General features: G+C 52.8%; 9 protein-coding genes. All 9 read left to right on the forward strand.

The window, feature by feature from the left end; translation table 11 throughout:
* Positions 1–215 precede the first annotated feature (215 nt).
* The 9 genes from LAT75_RS04775 to LAT75_RS04815 all read left to right on the forward strand — a co-directional run bounded on the left by LAT75_RS04775 (position 216) and on the right by LAT75_RS04815 (position 20,029).
* Positions 216–3,578, forward strand: coding sequence for a VCBS repeat-containing protein (locus LAT75_RS04775; protein ID WP_291481488.1), 3,363 nt, complete (start codon positions 216–218; stop codon positions 3,576–3,578).
* A gap of 45 nt (positions 3,579–3,623) precedes the next feature.
* A complete protein-coding gene (locus LAT75_RS04780; protein ID WP_291481489.1) occupies positions 3,624–7,097 on the forward strand; it encodes an FG-GAP-like repeat-containing protein in 3,474 nt (1,157 codons plus the stop codon).
* A 9-nt stretch (positions 7,098–7,106) separates the two neighbouring features.
* On the forward strand, positions 7,107–8,912 hold the full coding sequence (locus LAT75_RS04785; protein ID WP_291481490.1) for a CRTAC1 family protein: 1,806 nt from the start codon (positions 7,107–7,109) through the stop codon (positions 8,910–8,912).
* 3 nt (positions 8,913–8,915) lie between these two features.
* Positions 8,916–9,740, forward strand: a complete 825-nt coding sequence (locus LAT75_RS04790) for a hypothetical protein (RefSeq protein ID WP_291481491.1) — start codon at positions 8,916–8,918, stop codon at positions 9,738–9,740.
* A 715-nt stretch (positions 9,741–10,455) separates the two neighbouring features.
* A complete protein-coding gene (locus tag LAT75_RS04795) occupies positions 10,456–13,419 on the forward strand; it encodes a SusC/RagA family TonB-linked outer membrane protein (protein ID WP_291481492.1) in 2,964 nt (987 codons plus the stop codon).
* Between the two features lie 24 nt (positions 13,420–13,443).
* On the forward strand, positions 13,444–15,000 hold the full coding sequence (locus LAT75_RS04800) for a RagB/SusD family nutrient uptake outer membrane protein (protein WP_291481493.1): 1,557 nt from the start codon (positions 13,444–13,446) through the stop codon (positions 14,998–15,000).
* Positions 15,001–15,305: 305 nt separating this feature from the next.
* Positions 15,306–18,590, forward strand: coding sequence for a VCBS repeat-containing protein (locus tag LAT75_RS04805; protein ID WP_291481494.1), 3,285 nt, complete (start codon positions 15,306–15,308; stop codon positions 18,588–18,590).
* A gap of 32 nt (positions 18,591–18,622) precedes the next feature.
* Positions 18,623–19,210: a hypothetical protein gene (locus tag LAT75_RS04810; RefSeq protein ID WP_291481495.1), complete on the forward strand. Its 588-nt coding sequence runs from the start codon at positions 18,623–18,625 to the stop codon at positions 19,208–19,210.
* 6 nt (positions 19,211–19,216) lie between these two features.
* Positions 19,217–20,029: a KilA-N domain-containing protein gene (locus tag LAT75_RS04815; protein ID WP_291481496.1), complete on the forward strand. Its 813-nt coding sequence runs from the start codon at positions 19,217–19,219 to the stop codon at positions 20,027–20,029.
* Positions 20,030–20,144: the final 115 nt, after the last annotated feature.

The raw sequence follows: 20,144 nt of genomic DNA on the forward strand, positions 1-20,144 counted from the left end.
GAAACGGAAGCTTGCTGCACAAAGCGTTAAGAAACAAACAGCTGATGAATCCTGCTCTAATTTGCCTCACGAGCCGATTTTACTTGCAGGCGTAGGCTTCAGCTGTTATTTTTGCAAAACTTAAACGTTTCGTTTCCGACTGTTTTCTCATTACATCAACCCATCAGGTTTTATGTCAGGATTGTTTGCTGACCTGAATTCCGGACTCATCTCTCATGAACTACTCATCAGGTAAAAAATCCGCTGTTAATTCTCTTTTGCCCCTGTTTCTGGCAGCGCTTACAGCGGTTCTGTTTTCCTGCTCCTCACCTGAAGAGCCCGGAGATTTCCGCTTTGAGCGGCTCGATCCGCAGCAAACCAACCTGAATTTCACAAATGAGGTAATTGGCACCCCGGAATTTCACATCCTGAATTACCTCTATTTTTATGACGGCGGCGGCGTAGCGGTGGGCGACCTCAACAATAACGGGCTGCCCGATATTTTCCTCACGGCCAACGACGGACCCAACCGCCTGTTCCAAAATCTCGGAGATTACCGCTTTGAGGACATCACCGAGCAGGCCGGCATTATTCATCAGCCGGGCTCGTGGTCAACCGGCGTAACTATGGCCGACATAACCGGCAACGGCTACCTCGATATTTATGTGAGCCATTCGAACTATTTGGTAAAATCCGGCCGCAATCAGCTGTTCATCAATAACGGCGACATGACCTTCACCGAAATGGCGGCCGATTACGGCCTCGATTTTGAAGGCTACTCCACACAGGCCGTCTTTTTTGATTACAACCGCAACGGCCGGCTCGATATGTTCCTGCTCAACCATTCTTTCCACAGCGACCGCACGCACGGTCAGGCCGAGCGGCTGCGGCAGGTTTTTGACCCCAAAGCGGGCGATCGCCTGTTCCGCAACGACGGCGACCGCTTCACCGACGTATCGCAGGAAGCCGGCATCATCAGCAGCGCGCTGGGCTACGGGCTTGGAGTTGCGGTAACGGACATCAACCTGAACGGCTGGCCCGATATTTATGTGGGCAACGATTTCCATGAGGATGATTACCTCTACATCAACAATGGCGACGGCACTTTCACCGAAATGCTGTACTCGGTTTTCGCACATACGAGCCGCTCGAGCATGGGCAACGATATTGCCGACCTCACCAACAACGGTTTTCCGGACGTGTTTTCTCTCGACATGATGTCTGAAGAGTATGAAGTGTACATGACCTCCGGCGGTCCCGACCTGTGGCCGATTGCACAGACCAAGCGGGATTTTGGCTTCGGCTCCAAAAACGCGCGCAACACCCTGCAAATCAACCGCGGCAATGATGCCGACGGGATGCCGGTTTTCAGCGAGATGGCCTTTTCCCTGGGCCTGGCACGTACCGAGTGGAGCTGGGCTGCGCTGCTGGCCGACTTTGACAACAGCGGTTTTAAGGATGTGTTCGTAACCAACGGCATGCCGCACCGCCCGAACGACCTCGACTTTGTTGCCCGGCTGCGCGTGCTGCGGCAACAGGCGAATCCGGGAGATATCGACCGGCTCGAGTTTGAAGCCATCAGCATGATGCCTCCGGTGGTGGTGCCCAACTACATGTACCGGAATTACGGCGGGCTTCAGTTTGAGGATGTGAGTCGCGAATGGGGTTTTGGTCATGCCGTGGTTTCTAATGGCGCAGCATACGCCGATCTAAACAACAGCGGCCGCCTCGATCTGATTGTTAGCAACATCAACGAACCCGCCCGGATTTACCGCAATACAACTGTGGTGGACAGCAGCGCGAACTTTCTGCGCGTGAGCCTGCGCGGCGAAGCGCCCAACACCGGCGGTATCGGCAGCAAAGTAATTTTATATGGCGGCGGACAGATTTTCTATCAGGAGCAGATGCCGACCCGCGGCTTTCAGAGCTCGGTCGATCATCGCCTGCACTTTGGTTTGGGCAGCCTCACCGAAATTGACTCCGTGCTCGTGGTGTGGCCCGACTGGCGCTATCAGACCCTGCGCGGGGTTCAGGGCAATGCGCACATCACCCTACACCAAAACGAAGCCGCCGGACAGTTCGATTTCAGCCGTCTGCACCGCAGTTTTGACGACGCCCGCCTGCGCCCGGCCCCCGCTTCACGGCAGCCGGGTTTTGTGCATGAAGAAAACCGCTTTAACGATTTCAACCGGGAGCCGCTGATGCCCTACAAGCTCTCAACGCAGGGTCCGGCGCTTGCCGTAGCCGACGTTACCGGCAACGGACTCGACGACCTCTACATCGGCGGCGCTTTTCGGCAGCCGGGCCGCCTTTTCCTGCAGCAGTCCGACGGACGCTTTGTGGCCTCACAGACCGAACTTTTTGATCAGAATGCGCTGGGTGAAGACATCAGCGCTCTGTTTTTTGATGCAACAGGAAACGGCCTGCCCGACCTCTACGTGATGACCGGCGGCGGGCAGTTTGTGGATAATGAGGAGGTCCTCACCGACCGGCTCTACATCAATCAGGGCAACGGTCGTTTTACCTATGAGCCTGACCGGCTCCCGCTCATGTTCCTGAACGGAGGCGTTGTGAAGGCCGCCGATTTCACCGGAAACGGCGCTCCGGATTTGTTTATCGGCAGCCGCTCGGTGCCCTGGGCCTACGGATTTTCGCCCGGCAGCTACCTGCTGGCCAACGACGGGCAGGGGAATTTCAGCAACGTAACCGACAGCTGGTACCCCGATCTGCCGGATATCGGCATGGTGACGGATGCGGCCTGGGCCGACCTCACCGGAAACGGACGCCCTGAGCTCATTATCACCGGCGAGTGGATGTCCGTGAAAGTGCTCAGCCCGCAGGACGGACGCATGGCCGACATCACGGCGGAGCTGGGCCTCGGCGGCTTTGGCGGGCTCTGGCAGCATGTGCGGATAGCGGACCTCACCGGAAACGGCGCGCCGGACATCCTGCTCGGGAATTTCGGTACCAACAGCAGGATGGAGGCTTCTCCGGAGCGGCCCTTCCACCTGCTTATCAATGAATTTGGCGACGACGGTCGGGAATCAGCGGTGATGGCGATTGAGCGCAACAACTCACTTTATCCCTTCGACCGGCTGGAGGAACTGCTGCTCGAATTCCCGTTTCTGAATCAGCGGGTGAGCAGCTACCGCGATTTTTCAACCCGTGATTTGTTTCATCTGCTGGGCCGTACGCAGGTGCAGCAGGCCAAGCGGAAAAGCGTGCACCGCCTCGAGTCGGGTGCCTGGCTCAATGACGGAAACGGCCGCTTCAGCTGGCAGGCCTTCCCGATTGAAGCGCAGGCTTTCCCGGTATTCAGCTCAGCCGTTTGGGCCGATGAAAGCGGCCGCACAAACGTGCTGCTGGCCGGCAACCTGCACGCGGTGAAACCCGGAACCGGCGGCAAGCAGGGTGCGGGTCAGGGTCTGCATCTGGTTTATGATGCCGAAAACGGCTTCGAAGTGCTCACCCTTCAGGAAAGCGGCTTCTTCGTGCGCGGCGAAACGCGACACCTCAGTTTCGTGAACGCCGCTCAAAACCGGAAACGCCTCATAGCAGTACGCAACAACGACAGCGCCCTGCTGTTCGACCTGAATTAGATTTTTAATGAGATTCATCACACTTCCTAAAAGACCCGATTATTGATGCATTTGCTACGAATCAGCGCGGTTGTTTTTTTGATGCTGAGCCTGCTCGCGGCCTGCGGCAGTCAGGAACCGGAACGTCCCGGACCAGAGTCAGACGCGTACCTGCGTGCTGTCTCCGATTTTTTTGTGAGTCTTGCTGCCGCCCAAACCGACGAAGCGCGCTTCGCCTTCAATAAAATGAACGATGTGGCACGTGCCTGGCCGCAGGAAGCCGCGGCATGGGCCAATTTGGGCGTGTATGCGATGCGGCAGGGCAACTTCGATCTTGCGGGTCAGCGCATGGAGCAGGCGCGCGAAGCGGCACCGGGGCACCCGGATATTTTGTGGCTTTCGGGCATGTATTACAGCAGGCGCGGGGATGTGGCACAGGCCATCACCTACTTCCGTGAGGCGGCTGAGGCTTCCCCCGAAAACCCGCGCATCTGGTTCTCGCTGTTCACCGAGCTCGAACGGCAGGACGACACCGCCAATTCCGAAGAAATCATGCAGGTGCTGGCGCAGCTCAAGCAGCTGGAGCCCGGCAATCAGGCCGTTTGGTACGAGTCGGCCCGGATCGCCAACCGCAACCGACTGCAGGCAGAGCTTTCAGAAGCGCTCAGCCGGCTCGGCGAACTGCAGCAGGGCTGGGATGATGACGCCCGCGCACAGCTGGAAATGCTCTCAGGTTTTGCAGCGGAAGGCGATTTTTCGGAAATCACCTTCGAACTGGTCTTCCTGCGCAGCATGATTGAACCGACGCCTGTATTTCAGGATGATGTGCTTCGGATTCAGTTTCCGCCTACCGAAGTCGGTTTCCTTATCACGGAGTTTATCTGGCTGCCGCGCCCCGTTTTTCAGGTTGCCGCGCCGGACCTTGGCGTTCGTTTTCATCCGCAGACGCCCGAAAGCTTCTCGCAGGCAAGCCTGCTGAAGGCCGCGACCCTGCTCGAAGAATTTCCGCCCTTCACCGTGCACATTACCGGCGGCGAGCTCGTGCTTGATGCCGAAACCCGCCTGCCGTTTCCCGGCAGCACCGACGGACTGCTGCATCCTGCTGTAATGGCTGAAATTGATTTTAACTACAATTTCCGAAACGATATTGCGCTGGCCGCTGAGGGCGGCTTCCGGCTGTACCGGCAGGAAGAGGACCGAAGTTTCACCGATGTAACAGTCACGCTCGGGCTTCCGGCTGCGGTGCGCAGCGGGAGCTATCACGGTGTCTGGCCCGCTGATGTGGACCTTGACGGCGATCTGGATCTCATCCTCGCGCCTAAAAATGGCGCGGCTTTCGCGCTTATTAATCAGTCAGACGGCACCTTCGGCCGGCTGAATCTTTTCCCGCAGGCGCAGAACGTGCGGGATGTGCGCTGGGCCGATTTCAACGGAGACGGCGCTGCCGACGGCGTTTTTCTTCAGGATGACGGGCGCCTGGTGATGTACAGGAACCTCACGGGCAACGAATTTGTGATGCCCGAAGGCTTCCCGCTGGTTGAGGATGCGGCGGCCATCGCCGTGGGTGACCTCAATGCCAACAGCTACTTCGAAATTGTGTTTGCAACGCAGAACGGTGCCGTCGAAGCCCTTCGGTACGAGCCCCGCTACGACCGCTGGAACCGAATCCGGCTGTTTGATGCGCCCGGAAACACATCCCCCTACACCCCCGCGCGAACCACGCTTTTTGTGGCGGACATCGACAACAACGGAAGCCTTGATGTGGTGCTTTCGACGCCCGAAAACACGCGGGTGCTACTCAGCGACTCCGATTTTGCCTTCACGGCGCTCGAGCTGCCGGATTTTGGCTGGGTGACCTCTGTTTACGATGTGGACGGCAACGAGCGGCTTGATCTGATCGGGGCAACGGCTTCGGGTGAAGCGGTTGAGTGGATGAACAGGGGTACAAAAAATTATAACGCCTACTCGCTGCGGGCCCGCGCCTCGGGGCTTGAGGGGGATGCGCGCATCAACACTTTCGGGATTGGCGGCGAGATGGAAATCCGCTCCGGGCTGCTGTATCAGAAGCAGCTCATCAGCTCGCCCATTGTGCATTTTGGTCTGGGGACTTACGAGGAAGCGGAAATGCTGCGGATCATCTGGCCGAACGGCTCGGTGCAGGCGGAGTTCGCCGAACTTGGGCTCGGCTCCACCATTTTCAACGAGCAGGTGCTCAAGGGGTCCTGCCCGTGGCTGTTCACCAACGACGGGGAGGAGATTCATTTCATCACCGACCTCATCTGGCGCTCGCCCCTCGGGCTGCGCATCAACGCCATGGAAACCGCGGGCGTGATTCAGACTGAAGACCGGGTCCGGATCCCGGCGGGTCTGCTTCAGGAAGTGGACGGGGTGTACGACATCCGCATCACCGCTGAGCTCTGGGAAACGCACTATTTCGATTACATCAGCCTGATTGCGGTCGATCACCCGGCGGGCTCGGAGCTCTTTATTGATGAGCGCTTTGTCTTTCCCGCCCCCGATCTGACCGAACGCCTGCTCACCGTGCCGGTACCGGTAGCGGCGGTGCGCGATATGAACGGACGCGACCTGAGCGAGACGGTTTCGCAGCAGGACGGACAGCACATCGCGCCCTTCCGCAAAACCAAATTTCAGGGACTCGTACAGCCGCACTACATCGAAATCGAGTTGGGCGAATCCGTTGATCGGGGCGAAGGGGAGTGGCTTGTGCTGCAGGGATGGCTTCGGCCGACCGACAGCTCCATCAACCTGATGCTCAGCCAAAGCAGCATTGCGCCCCCGACCGGCCTCCGTATTGAAGTCGCTGACGGCCGCGGCGGCTGGCAGACCCTGCACGAAAACTACGGCATACCGGCGGGCAAGCAAAAAAGCATCCTGCTTGACCTCACGGGAGCTTTCCCCGATGAAAGCGACCGCAGGCTGCGCATGCACACGACCTCTGAAATTTACTGGGATGCGATCCGCAAAGCGGCGCGTTTGCCGGATGCGCAAATGGCGAAGCGCGAACTCACGGCTGAGCGCATGGAACTGCGTTACCGCGGCTTCTCCCGCTGGAATCACGCCGACAGCCTGCTGCCGAACATGCCTAACTATGCCGAAATTACGAGTACGAATCAGCGCTGGCGCGACCTCGAAGGCTTCTACACCCGCTTCGGCGACGTAAGCGAGCTGCTGGCTGAAACCGACGACCGCTACGTAATTATGAACGCAGGCGATGAAATGGTGATTGAATTTGCATCACCCGGCGTTCCGGAGGCCGGCATGCAGCGCAGCTTCATTCTGGTGAATACCGGCTGGGTGAAGGACGGCGATTTCAACACCGAGGCCGGCATGACGGTGCTGCCCCTGCCGTATCACGGGCAGGCCGATTACGAGTACAACCGCGGCGGCCGCCTGCAGGACGACCCCGTTTTTCAGCGCTTCCCCGAAGACTGGGTGAACTTCCACACCCGCTACATCACCCCGGAAGCTTTCCGGGCAGCCCTGCTGCTCAACTCCGATACCCGACGCGAAAACAACTGATGGTATAAGATGAACCGACAAAAAATTGCCCAAATCGGAATTACCGTTTTATTCGTTGGCCTGCTGATGGTCCCCATGGGGATGCGTCAGCTCGACCGCGGTCCGGAAATATTTGAAAACAAAGAAGATGCGATAGCGCGCTACGGATTTTTTCTTGAGGACGTGACTGAGCAGATCGGGGTGAATTTTGTGCATCAGCGTCCGGGTCTTGATGCAAGGCTTGAGCACATCCTGCCGCAGATTTCTTCGGTCGGGGCATCGGTAGCAGTGGCTGACTTCAACAACAACGGACTTCCGGATTTCTACCTTACCAACAGCCTGTTCGGTTCACCCAACGCCCTTTACCGCAACAACGGCGACGGCTCCTTCACCGATGTGGCCGAAGAAATGGGCGTTGCCTTTGTAAATAATGAGGAAAACGGCGTTTCGATGGGATCGGTTTGGGGAGATTTCAACAACTCGGGCTACGAAGACCTGCTGATTTACAAATGGGGCCGGCTGCAGCTTTTCCGGAATGAGAACGGCCTGGGTTTTACGGATGTGACCGCGGAGTCGGGTCTGGCACAGTCCGGCTGGATGAATGCAAACACGGCCGTTTGGCTCGACTACAACGGCAACGGATTTCTTGACTTATTTGTAGGCGGTTATTTCCATGAAGACGTCAATTTCTGGAATCTGGAACATACCCGCATTATGCCGGACAGTTACGAGTACGCGACCAACGGCGGCCGGAATTATCTGTTTGAAAATCAGGGAGACGGCACATTTATTGATGTGACCGAGCAGGCCGGTCTGCTGATTTCCCGGCGCTGGACACTAGCCGCTGCCTCAGCGGATCTGAACCGGTCCGGTTTCCCGGACCTGATGCTGGCCAACGACTACGGCGTTGATGAGCTGTTTCTGAACAACGACGGCACCGGATTTGTGAATGCAGGCGAAACGGCAGGGCTGGGCTTCATCCCCAAAAGCGGCATGAGTGTCGGCTTTGGAGACGTGCTGAATCAGGGTCAGCTGGCAATTTACATCACCAATATTTCAGAAGCCGGAGTGCTGATGCAGGGCAACAATTTGTGGGTGCCTTCGCGGCGCTCAAGCGGGGAGCGGCTGCGCTTCCGCAACCTTGCAAGTAACATGGGCGTTGAAATCGGCGAGTGGGGCTACGGCGGACGCTTCGTGGATCTCAACAACAACGGATTTGTGGATTTGTACGTGGCAAACGGCTACGTTTCCGATACGCCTGACACCGATTACTGGTACGACTACGCCAAAGTGGTCGGGGGCAACCGCGCCATCATTATGGATGCGAATAACTGGCCGGCGATGGAAGGCCGCACTTTTTCGGGCTATCAGTTCAACAAAATCTGGATGAACGACGGGGCAGGCCGCTTCCGGGAAGTAGCCGCAGCGGTGGGAGGGCAGCTTCAGCTCGACAGCCGCTCCGTTGCTTATGCTGACCTGTTCGGAACGGGCTCGCTGGATCTCATAGTGGCGAGTCAGAACGGACCGGTGCGCATTTTTAAGAATCACGTAAACCGGGAACATAACTGGGTCGCGTTCAGTCTTGCAGGCTCGGCAAGTAACCGCAGTGCAATCGGCGCGCAAATTACAATCGAGTGGGAGGGTGGCCGGCACCTGAAAACCGTCAATGCCGGAGATGCTTTCAGTTCTCAGAGTCAGCGTCCGCTGCATTTTGGAATCGGCACAGCAGAAAAAATTGAAAGAGCCGAAATTATCTGGCCTTCAGGTGTAGTTCAAATACTTGATAATCCTGAACTAAACATAACTCACAACATCACGGAACCTGACGTACTTTAAAATATGAGCAACACCGCACTACCCTTACCGCAACAGGGCTTCACCCTTCCCAAAGTTTATGTCGGCCCGCTGCTTATAACCGGAATCCTGCTGGCCGCGCATTTGTCGTTCGGAATTCTGGACTCCTGGCAAAAACTGCTCATGGCGATAGGCTTTAGTTTTCTTACGGAGGCCGTACTGCACTATGCTATGTTTGGCAAAACAAGGGATATGACGAGCGCCTATGTTTCGGGAATAAGTGCCGGGATTCTGGTAAGGTCGCCCTTGTTCTGGCCGTTTGCCCTTTGTGCTGCGATCTCGATTGCTTCGAAATACGTATTCCGGTACAAAGGCCGGCACATCTGGAACCCGACTAACTTCGGAATTGTGATTTTACTGCTCATTGCCTCAGACAGTGCGGCGGTTCTCAGCATTCAGTGGGGAAGCAACATGTGGGCAATGGTTGTAATCTGGGTAGTGGGCCTGGCTACGCTTTGGAAGATCAAGCGCTTTCACATCACATTTGTGTATATGGCGTCTTTTTTGGTATTCGGATATATCCGGAGTCTCTATACCGGGCACAGCTGGGTTGCTGAAATAGCACCGATGACGGGCCCCATGTATCAGTTGTTTGTGTTGTTTATGATGACAGATCCGAGGACAACTCTTTCAACAAGAAACGGAAGAATGCTCGTTGCTTTTCTGATTGCAGCACTGGAAATGGTATTTCGGCTAAATGAAGCCGTTTATGCACCATTTTATGCATTATTCATCATCGGTCCTATTGCGCTTATTGTGGAGGATTTGATTAATGAAAAAAAGAAGAAAAGGTCTGATGCACTTGAATAAGTAGTTTGGATTACTGACTGAAAAAAATTTGTGGTAAAGCAAATATAACTCCAGTTAATAAAACTGTGGCATAGTTATGTCTGAATTTCAGGTTAACGGGGCGGAATATTATCAAACACAGGTTTCCATAAACCGGGGTTCGGAAGTAGTATTTCAGTTTAACTTTTGGGTGTGAGGATTAGCGGCTTCGCTTGTAATTCTCATTCGTAAAACAGTAATCAGTATTTTAATACCGCAGTGAGATTATGAAAGATCACGAGTGTTTATAAAAGCGCTTACATTTATCTTTCATATTAGAATATGCATAATGCAATAATAAGCTTGTGTTATCGAATTAAATATTTGATATTGTTTAATTTAATTATTGCTATATGTGGGGTGTTTCCCTGGTTTTCAGCTTCGTCAAAGGCATTATTGTGCGACTTATTTATTAAAAAAAATTTTTACTAATAGGAAGCGCTTTTATATATTTGCTCTGAGCCTTTGTAAAGGTCACAACGGCTTAACAATGCGTTATGAACTCCATTTTTTGAAAAATGACTGTTTGAGGGAAGTAACGTTATCATGATAAATGTGAACTAATTGTATGGATCATATACCTATGAACAAAGAAAAGCTACAAGTTGCCGGCTTTCAGTGTTCATTTTCGTCAGCTCGTAAGAGTAATCGAAAATGGCTGAGTTTTACCGGCATTACGACTGCGTTTCTTGCTGTGATGTTTCTGTTGTTTGCCTTCCAGGTACCAGCTGCAGAAGCACAACAAAGAGTGCAGGTGTCAGGTGTTGTAACCGATGCCTCAAGCGGTGAAGCGCTTATTGGTGTTACTGTAATTGTGCAGGGGTCTCTCGAAGCAACAGGCACAACAATCGGAACATCAACTAATATCGATGGCGAGTACACACTGAACGTACCCGCAGATCTCAACACGCTGATTTTTTCATCAGTAGGATATCAGACACTATCCGTAAATATTGATGGCAGAACCCGGGTTGATGTTGCTATGAATGCCGATGTTCGTGAGCTTGATAATGTCGTGGTTGTGGGTTATGGTACACAGCGCGAATCTGAGATTACAAGTTCTGTAGCAACTATTACTGCCGCCGACTTTCAAAGTGGTAACATTAACGATGCACAGCAGCTTCTTCAGGGTAAAGTTGCAGGTCTTTCTGTATCCCGGCCCGGTGGTGATCCTAACGCTGATTTCAATATTCGCCTGCGCGGTCTGTCCACCCTTGGTGCCAATCAGTCCCCGCTTATTGTAATTGACGGCATTGCCGGTGCGGACTTGAATACGGTTGACCCGAATGATATCGAATCAATGACTGTACTCAAGGATGCGTCTGCTGCTGCTATTTACGGAACACGCGGCGCTAACGGTGTAATCATTGTAACTACACGCGCCGGTGTTGGTGATCAGCCTATCAGTGTTCAGTACAATGGGCAGGTATCCATTTCAACGGTTGCCAATAAGCTTGATGTACTCTCTGCTGAGCAGTACCGAAATTTCCGTTCTGCTGACCCCGATGCGCTTCCAAACGACCTTGGTCAGGAAACCAATTGGTTTGATGAAGTAACGCAAACCGGTATTACCCACTCACACAGCCTGAATATTTCCGGCGGTAACCGCACAACTACCTATTCAGTTTCCGGAACCTATCGCGATATTCAGTCTATTCAGATTGGCTCAGGCAGGCAGCAACTGAACACCCGCCTCAATCTGACGCATCGTGCTTTGAATGACCGTCTGCGTCTGAATACTACTGTTGCTATTACAGATCGTGATGAGAAGATCGGTCTTGGCGAAGTTTTCCGCTATGCAGCGCTCTTCAATCCAACAGCACCTGTGCGGAATTCAAACGGTTCCTATTTCCAGCAGACTTTCTTTGACTACTTTAATCCGGTAGCTATCAACGAGCAGTCAACTCTCGAAGCCGAATCTTCCAGAATGAATGTTGGCTTCCGTGCTGAGTACATGTTTGATGATTACATTCCGGGCCTTTCAGGTTCTGTTTTCTATGCCCGTCAGTCATTCAGCCGTTTGTATGGCGAGTACTATGAAAAAACAGCCCTTTTCCGCGGTGCTGGTCGTAATGGTCTTGCAATCCGCGAGTCGTTTGATTCAAGAAATGACCTTTTTGAGGGTGTTCTGAACTTCGACCGTTCATTCGGTAACGTTCGTTTTGAAGCCACCGGTGGTTATTCATGGCAGGATTTTCAGGATGACCTGTTCTTTGCTGAAGGCGGTGATTTCATCAATGACAGCTTCGGCTGGAACAACATTTTTGAAGCCCGTGAATTTGGTCGTGGTGAAGGTACAGTTCGTACATTCCGCAATGAAAACCGTTTGATTGGTTTCTTCGGTCGTACCAATTTTGTAATTAATGATACCTACTTCCTTTCTGCTGCAGTACGCCGTGAGGGTTCTTCCCGATTTGGTGTTGACAACAAATGGGGTACCTTCTTTGCTGTAAGCGGGGGTCTTGAAATAACAAACCTGATTTCTATTCAGGGAATAGATCAGCTCAAGGCACGCGTAAGCTACGGTGAAACCGGTACCGATGCGCCGTTTAACGGTCTTTCTCAGCAGCGCTTCAGCTCCGGTTCAGCTTTCCTGGTTGATGGTAATTTTGTTCCGTCTATCGGCCCGGTTACGAACGCTAACCCGGATCTTAAGTGGGAAGTAAAGCGCGAGCTCAACGTTGGAGTTGACTTCGCAATGATGGAATCCCGCCTGCGCGGTTCTCTTGACTTCTACCTGAGCAGCACCGATGACCTCCTGCTGGAGATTAACGTACCTGTGCCGCCAAATCAGGCCCCAACAACCTGGATTAACGCAGCTGAAGTTTCCAACAACGGTTTCGAAGCGGCCATTAGTTACGATGCAATCCGTAGCAGAGATCTTACCTGGACAACAGGTATCACCTTTGCGACAAACACCTCTACACTTGAGCGTTATGCTGCTGGTCGTCAGACCATCGCTAACGTAGGTGCGCCTGGTCTGAATGATACGCCGATGATTCGGGTAGATGAAGGCCGTAAAATTGGTGATATCTGGGGCTGGAAATTCTCCCGTATCGGTGATAATGGCGAATGGCTGTTCGTAACTCCAGACGGTGAAGAGCTGAATACAGACGGCATGCGCGCCCTTGGTGATGCTTCCCGTCAGGTAATCGGAAACGGTCTGCCTGATTTTGAACTCAGCTGGACCAACAACGTCCGTTACCAAAATTGGGATTTCAGTATGTTCTGGCGCGGTGCTTTTGGCCACGATATGGTCAACAGCTTCGATATTTTCCACCGGAACCCCTTCTTTATTACGTCACGTAATGTAATGAGAAGCACACTTGATATCCCTGAGCTTATTGAGTCGCCTCAGTTCTCAAGTTTCCAGGTTGAAGATGCTTCCTTCTTCCGTTTGGAGAATGTAACTATCGGATACACTGTAGCTACATCACCTGAGTCTGTATTCAGAAGCCTTCGCGTTTACGCATCTGCCAACAATCTGCTGACGCTCACGGGTTACTCCGGTATCGACCCTGACGTACGTTTTGCTGACACAGGTAACACCGACAACGCCGGTCGTGCCGGTGCACCTAATCCGCTGGCACCGGGAATTGAACGCCGCGATCAGTGGTTTACACAAAGGTCATTTGTATTCGGCGTAAGTCTTGGATTCTAAACATCATAAAGAAGTTATATCACTATGAATAAATCATCATTTCTCAAAACATTTTCGATAAGCCTGCTGGCAGTCTGGTTTGGATTTGCCTGTACAGACCTTACTGAAAATATCCCAAGTGAGCTCACAGACGAAACCTTCTTCCAAACGGAAGAAGAGTTTATTGCGGCTCTTGGTGATGCGTACACGACGCTTGCAGCATGGCAAAATCATGGTGGTCTGTTTTCTCTTAATATCGTCTCATCCGATGAAGCGGCTATCCCTGTAAAAGGGGCTGACTGGGATGACGGCGGTATCTGGGTACAGGCTCATCAGCACACTGTTGACAGTGAGCACGGACCAACAAACGGTTCCTGGAACTTTCTGTTCTCAGGCGTGAGCAATACCAACCGCTTGATTTTCCAGTTTGAAAGTGCCGTAGAAGCCGGAACAGCTGATCCCACAATTGCGGAAGCTTTTATCGCTGAGCTCCGTGCAATGCGGGCATTTTACTACTACTTCCTGCTCGATAATTTCGGCAATGTGCCCATTATCGATGACTTCGCGAATACGCCCGCACAGCCTGCCAACAATCCTAATTTTCAGGCTGGCCGTCAGCAGGTATTTGATTTCGTAGAATCCGAGCTTCTTGCTACGGTTAATCTGATTTCAGACAATGCTCGTGGCAGCTACGGTCGCTTCAATAAGTATGCGGCACACTTTCTGCTTGGCAAGCTGTATCTGAATGCGCAGGTCTATACCGGCACAGCCCGATGGGCCGATGCTGAGGCGCAGTTTAGCCAAGTTGTTGATAGTGGTCAGTTTGCGCTGATGGCGAATTTCTTTGATAATTTTGCCACCAACAACTCTGGTTCAACTGAAACCATTTTTGCGATTCCTTACGACTCTGTTTTCCTGCCAGGGTTTAATATGCATCAGATGACGCTTCACTATGCACACCAGCAAACCTTTAACTTCCAGGAACAGCCCTGGAACGGGTACACTACGCTGGCTGCATTTTATGAGTCGTTCGAAGATGATGATGTTCGCCGGCAGGGGTTTCTTTCAGGTCCCCAGTTTGACATTGGCGGTAACCCCCTGATCGACAATGAGATCGCTCCGGGCCACCATCTCACGCTTACACCTGAGATTCAGGCCATTCGCATGACTTCTGCACTTTCCCGTCAGCAGGGTGCACGCTTCAATAAGTTTGAGTACGCAATCGGTGCAACGCCTGACCTGGCTAACGATTTCCCGGTCTTCCGTTTTGCTGATGCTATTCTCTCACTCGCAGAAGCTCAGTACCGTCAGGGTAAGACTTCAGAGGCCCTCATGAATGTTAATATGATTCGTGAGCGTGCTGGTGTTGCTCCGTTTTCCACCCTCAACGACGACAACCTCCTCGCTGAGCGTGGCCGTGAGCTTTACACTGAAATCTGGAGACGTCAGGATCAGATTCGTTTTGCAGGTAACGAAGGTGCTACCCGTTTCAATGATTCATGGTGGGAAAAAGGCGTTTCTCAGTCTTTCAGAAACGTATTCCCGATCCCGTTCAATCAGATTCAGGCCAACTCAAACCTGACTCAGAACCCGGGATACTAATAATCCCCGGATATCTGACGGAAGCATTTTTTTGATGCTGCCGTTAATTCAAAATCACAGAAAGGAAGCGCGGTTTTTTACTGCGTTTCCTTTCTCTTTTTTGTGAAGGGTTTGTTATAATGGCTAAAAGTTGAATCTACTATTCATCCTGCGAAATCACTTTTGATGCTGATTACGCAAAGGTTTTTTTTGTTTAGGTTATGAAGGAAACACGACCAGGTTTTTTCGGTTTATTGCTGAGCCTCCTGCTGCTTCTCGGGTACGCCTGCCAAAGCGCTCCGGAGACGGATTTTTTATTTGAGAAGATGGATAACGAATCTGTTGGCATTCGCTTTGACAATCAGCTGTTTCCTACCGAAGATTTCAACATGTACATCTTTCGTAATTTTTATAACGGAGGAGGGGTAGCTGCGGGCGATCTTTCCGGCAACGGGCTGCCTGATTTATTCTTCACCGGAAACATGGTTTCCAATCGTCTTTACCTCAATCACGGAGATTTTGTGTTTGAGGATGTAACCGAACAGGCTGGGCTGCTTTCCGACGGCTACTGGAGTACCGGCGTAAGTTTTGCCGATGTAAACGGCAACGGCCTCCTCGATATCTTTGTAGCCCGCTCAGGACCGGAAGGCGGGGAGAAGCGGCCGAACCGGCTCTACATCAATAACGGCGACCTCACCTTCACCGAGCAGGCCGCGGAGTGGGGCATAGCCGATACCGGGCTCTCAACCCATGCTGTTTTTTTTGACTACGACGGCGACGGCCTTCCCGATCTGTATCTCGTAAGTAATTCCTTCCATAATCTTGAAAGCTTTGCGGGCGTAACAGCAGAAGCACGTTCGGTTCCCGATCCGCTTGGGGCTTCTAAGCTTTACCGCAACGAGGGCGGTTTTTTCCGGGATGTTACGAATGAAGCCGGTATTTATAGCAGTGCCATCGGCTTTGGCCTGAGTGCGGTCGCGGCTGACATCAACCGGAACGGGCTGCCGGATCTGTACGTAGCTAACGATTTTTTCGAGCGGGACTACCTCTATCTCAACAACGGCGACGGTACCTTCACGGAGAGTCTGGAACAGCTGCTGCCTTCCATCAGCTACAGTTCAATGGGTACCGACATTGCCGACCTCAACAACGACGGATGGCCCGAAATTTATGTTACGGATATGCGGCCGGTCGGGCAGGAGCGCCTCCGCTCAAAAATGACGATCGAAACCCGGGAAGAATACCTGCGTAATTTGGAGCGCGGTTTCCATCATAAATACACCCGAAATACGCTGCAGCTCAATCTTGGCGGCGATCGTTTTGCCGAGATCGGACGTTTCACCGGTACCGAGGCCACCGAATGGAGCTGGGCAACGCTCATGGCAGACTTCAGCCTGAACGGCTTCAACGACCTTTTTGTGGCCAACGGCATTTACAACGACCTGCTCGATCAGGATTACATCGAACTTGTTGCAAACCCCGCCCGCATCCGCGAAATGATCAGAAGCGGTCAGGAGAATGTAATCCTGAATCTGCTCGGCGATATGAGCTCGGTGCCGGTCAGCAACATGATGTTTTCCAATTCCGGCAATCTGAATTTTGAGGAAGTAAGTCGTGAATGGGGGCTGAATCACCCGGCCTTTTCGACCGGCGCAGCCTGGGCCGATCTGAACGGTGACGGGGCCCTGGATCTGGTTGTCAGTAATGTGAACGGGCCTCCTATGATTTACCGAAACAGGGTACGCGAGCTGCACCCGGAGCGTACGTTTTTGCGGATTGATTTAAGGGGTGATACGCCCAACACGCAGGCCCTCGGGGCACAGTTGCATGTTTATGCGGGGGATGATTACTGGTACCGCGAGCATACCCTTCAGCGGGGATTTCAGTCGTCGGTAGAGCCGGGTTTGTTTGTGGGCACGGGTGATGCGGTACGGGCTGATTCCCTTGTGTTGCGCTGGCCCGACGGCCGCACGAGCCGGCTGCGGGATGTCACGCTCCCTGCACGCATCGTGTTGCGGCAGTCAGATAGCAGCAGCCTCGACCCGCCCGCACCCGCCGAAGCCCGTATGCCCGGTCAGGCAGTGCTTGCCGGTTCCGCTACCTGGGAAACTGTGAAAGCAGGTGAAGATTTTGAGCAGCCCCATCAGCCGTTTTCTTACAATGATTTTGAGCGGGAGCAGCTGCTGTTTAAAATGCGCTCAACTGAAGGCATTGCCGCATGTACGGGGCAACTGACGCCGGATGGCCCCTTGGTTGTATATCTCGGCGGGGCACGTAATCAGCCCGGGCTCCTGCTTGCGGAGCAGACCGACGGCACCTTTCGGAATGAGCAGCAGGAGCTGTTCGCTCAAAATCAGCTCTCGGAGGATACTGACTGCCTCTTTTTTGATGCTACCGGCAATGGTGCAGACGATCTTTACGTGGTGAGCGGCGGCGCCTCTTTTTCGGCAACCTCATCGGCACTGCGGGACCGCCTCTACCTGAACGACGGCACCGGAAATTTTGCGCTGACTAACCAAATGCTGCCGTCGTCAGCGCGCTTTGAATCAGGCTCGGTTGTAAAGGCTCATGACTTTACCGGAAACGGCCGCAACGACTTGTTCGTGGGTACGCGCTACCGGCTTTTTGCTTACGGCATGGCTGCATCATCCTATCTGCTTGAAAATATAGGTGATGGCCGCTTTCGGGATGTTACTGAAGCATGGCTGCCGCAGCTGCGCACCGCCGGCATGGTGACAGCTGCGGAATGGGCTGACCTCACCGGAAACGGGCAGCACGAGCTGATCGTCGCCGGCGAATGGATGCCGGTGCGTGTATTTCAGAATACCGGCAGCAGCTTCACGGAAATCACTGCTGAGCTGGGGCTTTATGAAACTTCCGGCTGGTGGACATCCCTCTATATTGCAGATTTGGATGGCGACGGCCGCCCTGACATTATCGGCGGAAATCACGGGCTTAACAGCGTGTTCCGTGCCTCTGCTGAGCGGCCGGTGCAGATGGTGGTTACGGACCTCGACAACAACGGACTGCTCGATCACCTCATCGCTATGCCGGATGCAGGCGGCAACTTTTACCCGCTCGTGCTCCGCCCGGAATTCATGCAGGCGGCGCCGGGTTTTCGGGAGCGCTACCCGACACACGCCGCCTTTGCGGCTGCAAATCTCGAGGCCCTACTCCGTGATGTCCCCGACGACCGGCAGCTGCGCCATAAGGCGGAAATGCTTGCTTCGGTCTGGTTCCGAAACACCGGCAGCGGCTTTGAGGCCGTTCCGCTTCCTGCAGCCGCACAGCTTGGTCCCGTTTACGGCATTGCCTCTGGCGACTTTACCGGCAGCGGCCGTACTGAACTGCTGCTCGGCGGAAACCTGTTCGATGTGAAGCCACAAACCGGGAAATATGATGCCCTTAGCCCGGTCATTCTATTTTATGAACCTGACTGCGGCTGCCTCCAAAGCCTGCCCGCGCACAAAGCCGGCGTAGAAGCCGGGGGCGAAGTCCGCGGGATAAGGCTGTTTCCGGCCCGTGATGACACTTCCGCCCCGGGTTTGCTCATCACAAGATGGGGCGAAAAACCACTGCTTTTCCGGCGCACTGATACTACCTACCCTTAGCATTTATAAACCTTTATTTCGATCTTAATCTGATGCAAAAACTACCTGTTACCAGCTTTCTTTTTAGTTGTGTGCTTTTTTTTCTGATCGCTTTTACTGCGTGCACAGAACCAAAGCCTGTCACTTTCGAATCGCTTGTGGAGGAAGGGCTTCAGTCAGGTGAGCGGCACGACAGCCTGTTTCTTGGATATTATTTCGGAATGAGCCGGCAGGATTTTCAGACTTCAAGCTGGGAAATGAACCGCCGGGGACTCATCAGCGGTCTTACAAAGGTGGAGTATGTAAACAGTGACTGGCTCCCCTTCGAAGCTTACATCGAGTTTTTTCCGGATTTTGAAGACGGGCTTATCTACCGGATTCCGATGGATCTGCACTATCGCGACTGGGCACCGTGGAATCAGGACCGGTTTTCGGATTCACTCGCGGTAGATATTGCCGCATACTTTTCGGAGGTTTATGGGCAGGATTTCCACTGGCTCTATATCCCTGAAGCGAATCGGTCCGGCTGGGTAAGCGTGAGGGGCAATCGCGCGATTTCCGTATGGCGCCGTGATGATATGTTGGTTCGGGTCGTTTTTCGCGATCTCACCGTAAAGCCGGAGACAACGGCTGGGGGGTAAGTGGTTATGGCACAGAAAAAAAGCATCCATGTAAAAGGGACAGCGATTGCTGTGATGAAAAAAAATGAGCTTGACTATATGTCGCTCACCGACATGACGGCAGGTTTCAAAGAAGGAAGCGGTCTGATCGGAAAATGGATTACCAACAAAAATACACTGGAGTATCTGGGCATTTGGGAACAATTGAATAACCCCGATTTTAATTACACCGAATTCGGGGTAATTGAACAGGAAGCCGGTGTGAACCGGTTTATTATGTCAGTTGGTCAGTGGGCTGAAAGAACACGTGCCACCGGGCTAATTGTAAAGGCCGGAAGATATGGAGGCACATACGCCCATAAAGACATTGCTTTTCACTTTGCCATGTGGCTCAGCCCCGAATTTCAAATTTATCTGATTAACGAATTCCAGCGTCTGAAAGAAGAAGAACAAAAGCTGCTGGGCTGGAGTGCAAAACGCGAACTTGCAAAACTTAACTACCATATCCACACAGATGCCATAAAGCACAATCTCATTCCAAAGGTACTAAGCCCCGCTCAGGTTTCCCTCGTGTATGCCTCTGAAGCGGATGTGCTGAATATGGCACTATTTGGAAAAACAGCAAGACAATGGCGGGAAGAAAATCCGGACAAAAAAGGAAACTTGCGTGATTATGCAAGCATGAACGAGTTGATTTGCCTTGCTAATATGGAAAACCTGAATGCTGTATTTATTCAGGAACAAATTCCCCAGGAAGAGCGTCTGTTAAAACTCAATCAGATAGCTATACATCAAATGAAAGTTTTGTTTGATGCTGAAAACAGAAAACTTTTAAAATGATACGGTATGACGGTGCCAGGAATATTTATGGAAATCTTTTAACCGCACAAAACGGGTGTTCAGCCGCCACAAAAAAGTCGCCATTTAGTTTGTTGACCCTCACACCTTACTCCCT

The organism is Cyclonatronum sp. (assembly GCF_022565315.1).
Lineage (GTDB): Bacteria > Bacteroidota > Rhodothermia > Balneolales > Cyclonatronaceae > Cyclonatronum.

Excerpts from the sequence above, each read along its gene's own strand:
- LAT75_RS04775 (WP_291481488.1), top strand. The coding sequence starts at position 216 with ATGAACTACTCATCAGGTAAAAAATCCGCTGTTAATTCTCTTTTGCCC.
- LAT75_RS04780 (WP_291481489.1), top strand. The coding sequence starts at position 3,624 with ATGCATTTGCTACGAATCAGCGCGGTTGTTTTTTTGATGCTGAGCCTG.
- LAT75_RS04785 (WP_291481490.1), top strand. The coding sequence starts at position 7,107 with ATGAACCGACAAAAAATTGCCCAAATCGGAATTACCGTTTTATTCGTT.
- LAT75_RS04790 (WP_291481491.1), top strand. The coding sequence starts at position 8,916 with ATGAGCAACACCGCACTACCCTTACCGCAACAGGGCTTCACCCTTCCC.
- LAT75_RS04795 (WP_291481492.1), top strand. The coding sequence starts at position 10,456 with ATGTTTCTGTTGTTTGCCTTCCAGGTACCAGCTGCAGAAGCACAACAA.
- LAT75_RS04800 (WP_291481493.1), top strand. The coding sequence starts at position 13,444 with ATGAATAAATCATCATTTCTCAAAACATTTTCGATAAGCCTGCTGGCA.
- LAT75_RS04805 (WP_291481494.1), top strand. The coding sequence starts at position 15,306 with ATGGATAACGAATCTGTTGGCATTCGCTTTGACAATCAGCTGTTTCCT.
- LAT75_RS04810 (WP_291481495.1), top strand. The coding sequence starts at position 18,623 with ATGCAAAAACTACCTGTTACCAGCTTTCTTTTTAGTTGTGTGCTTTTT.
- LAT75_RS04815 (WP_291481496.1), top strand. The coding sequence starts at position 19,217 with ATGGCACAGAAAAAAAGCATCCATGTAAAAGGGACAGCGATTGCTGTG.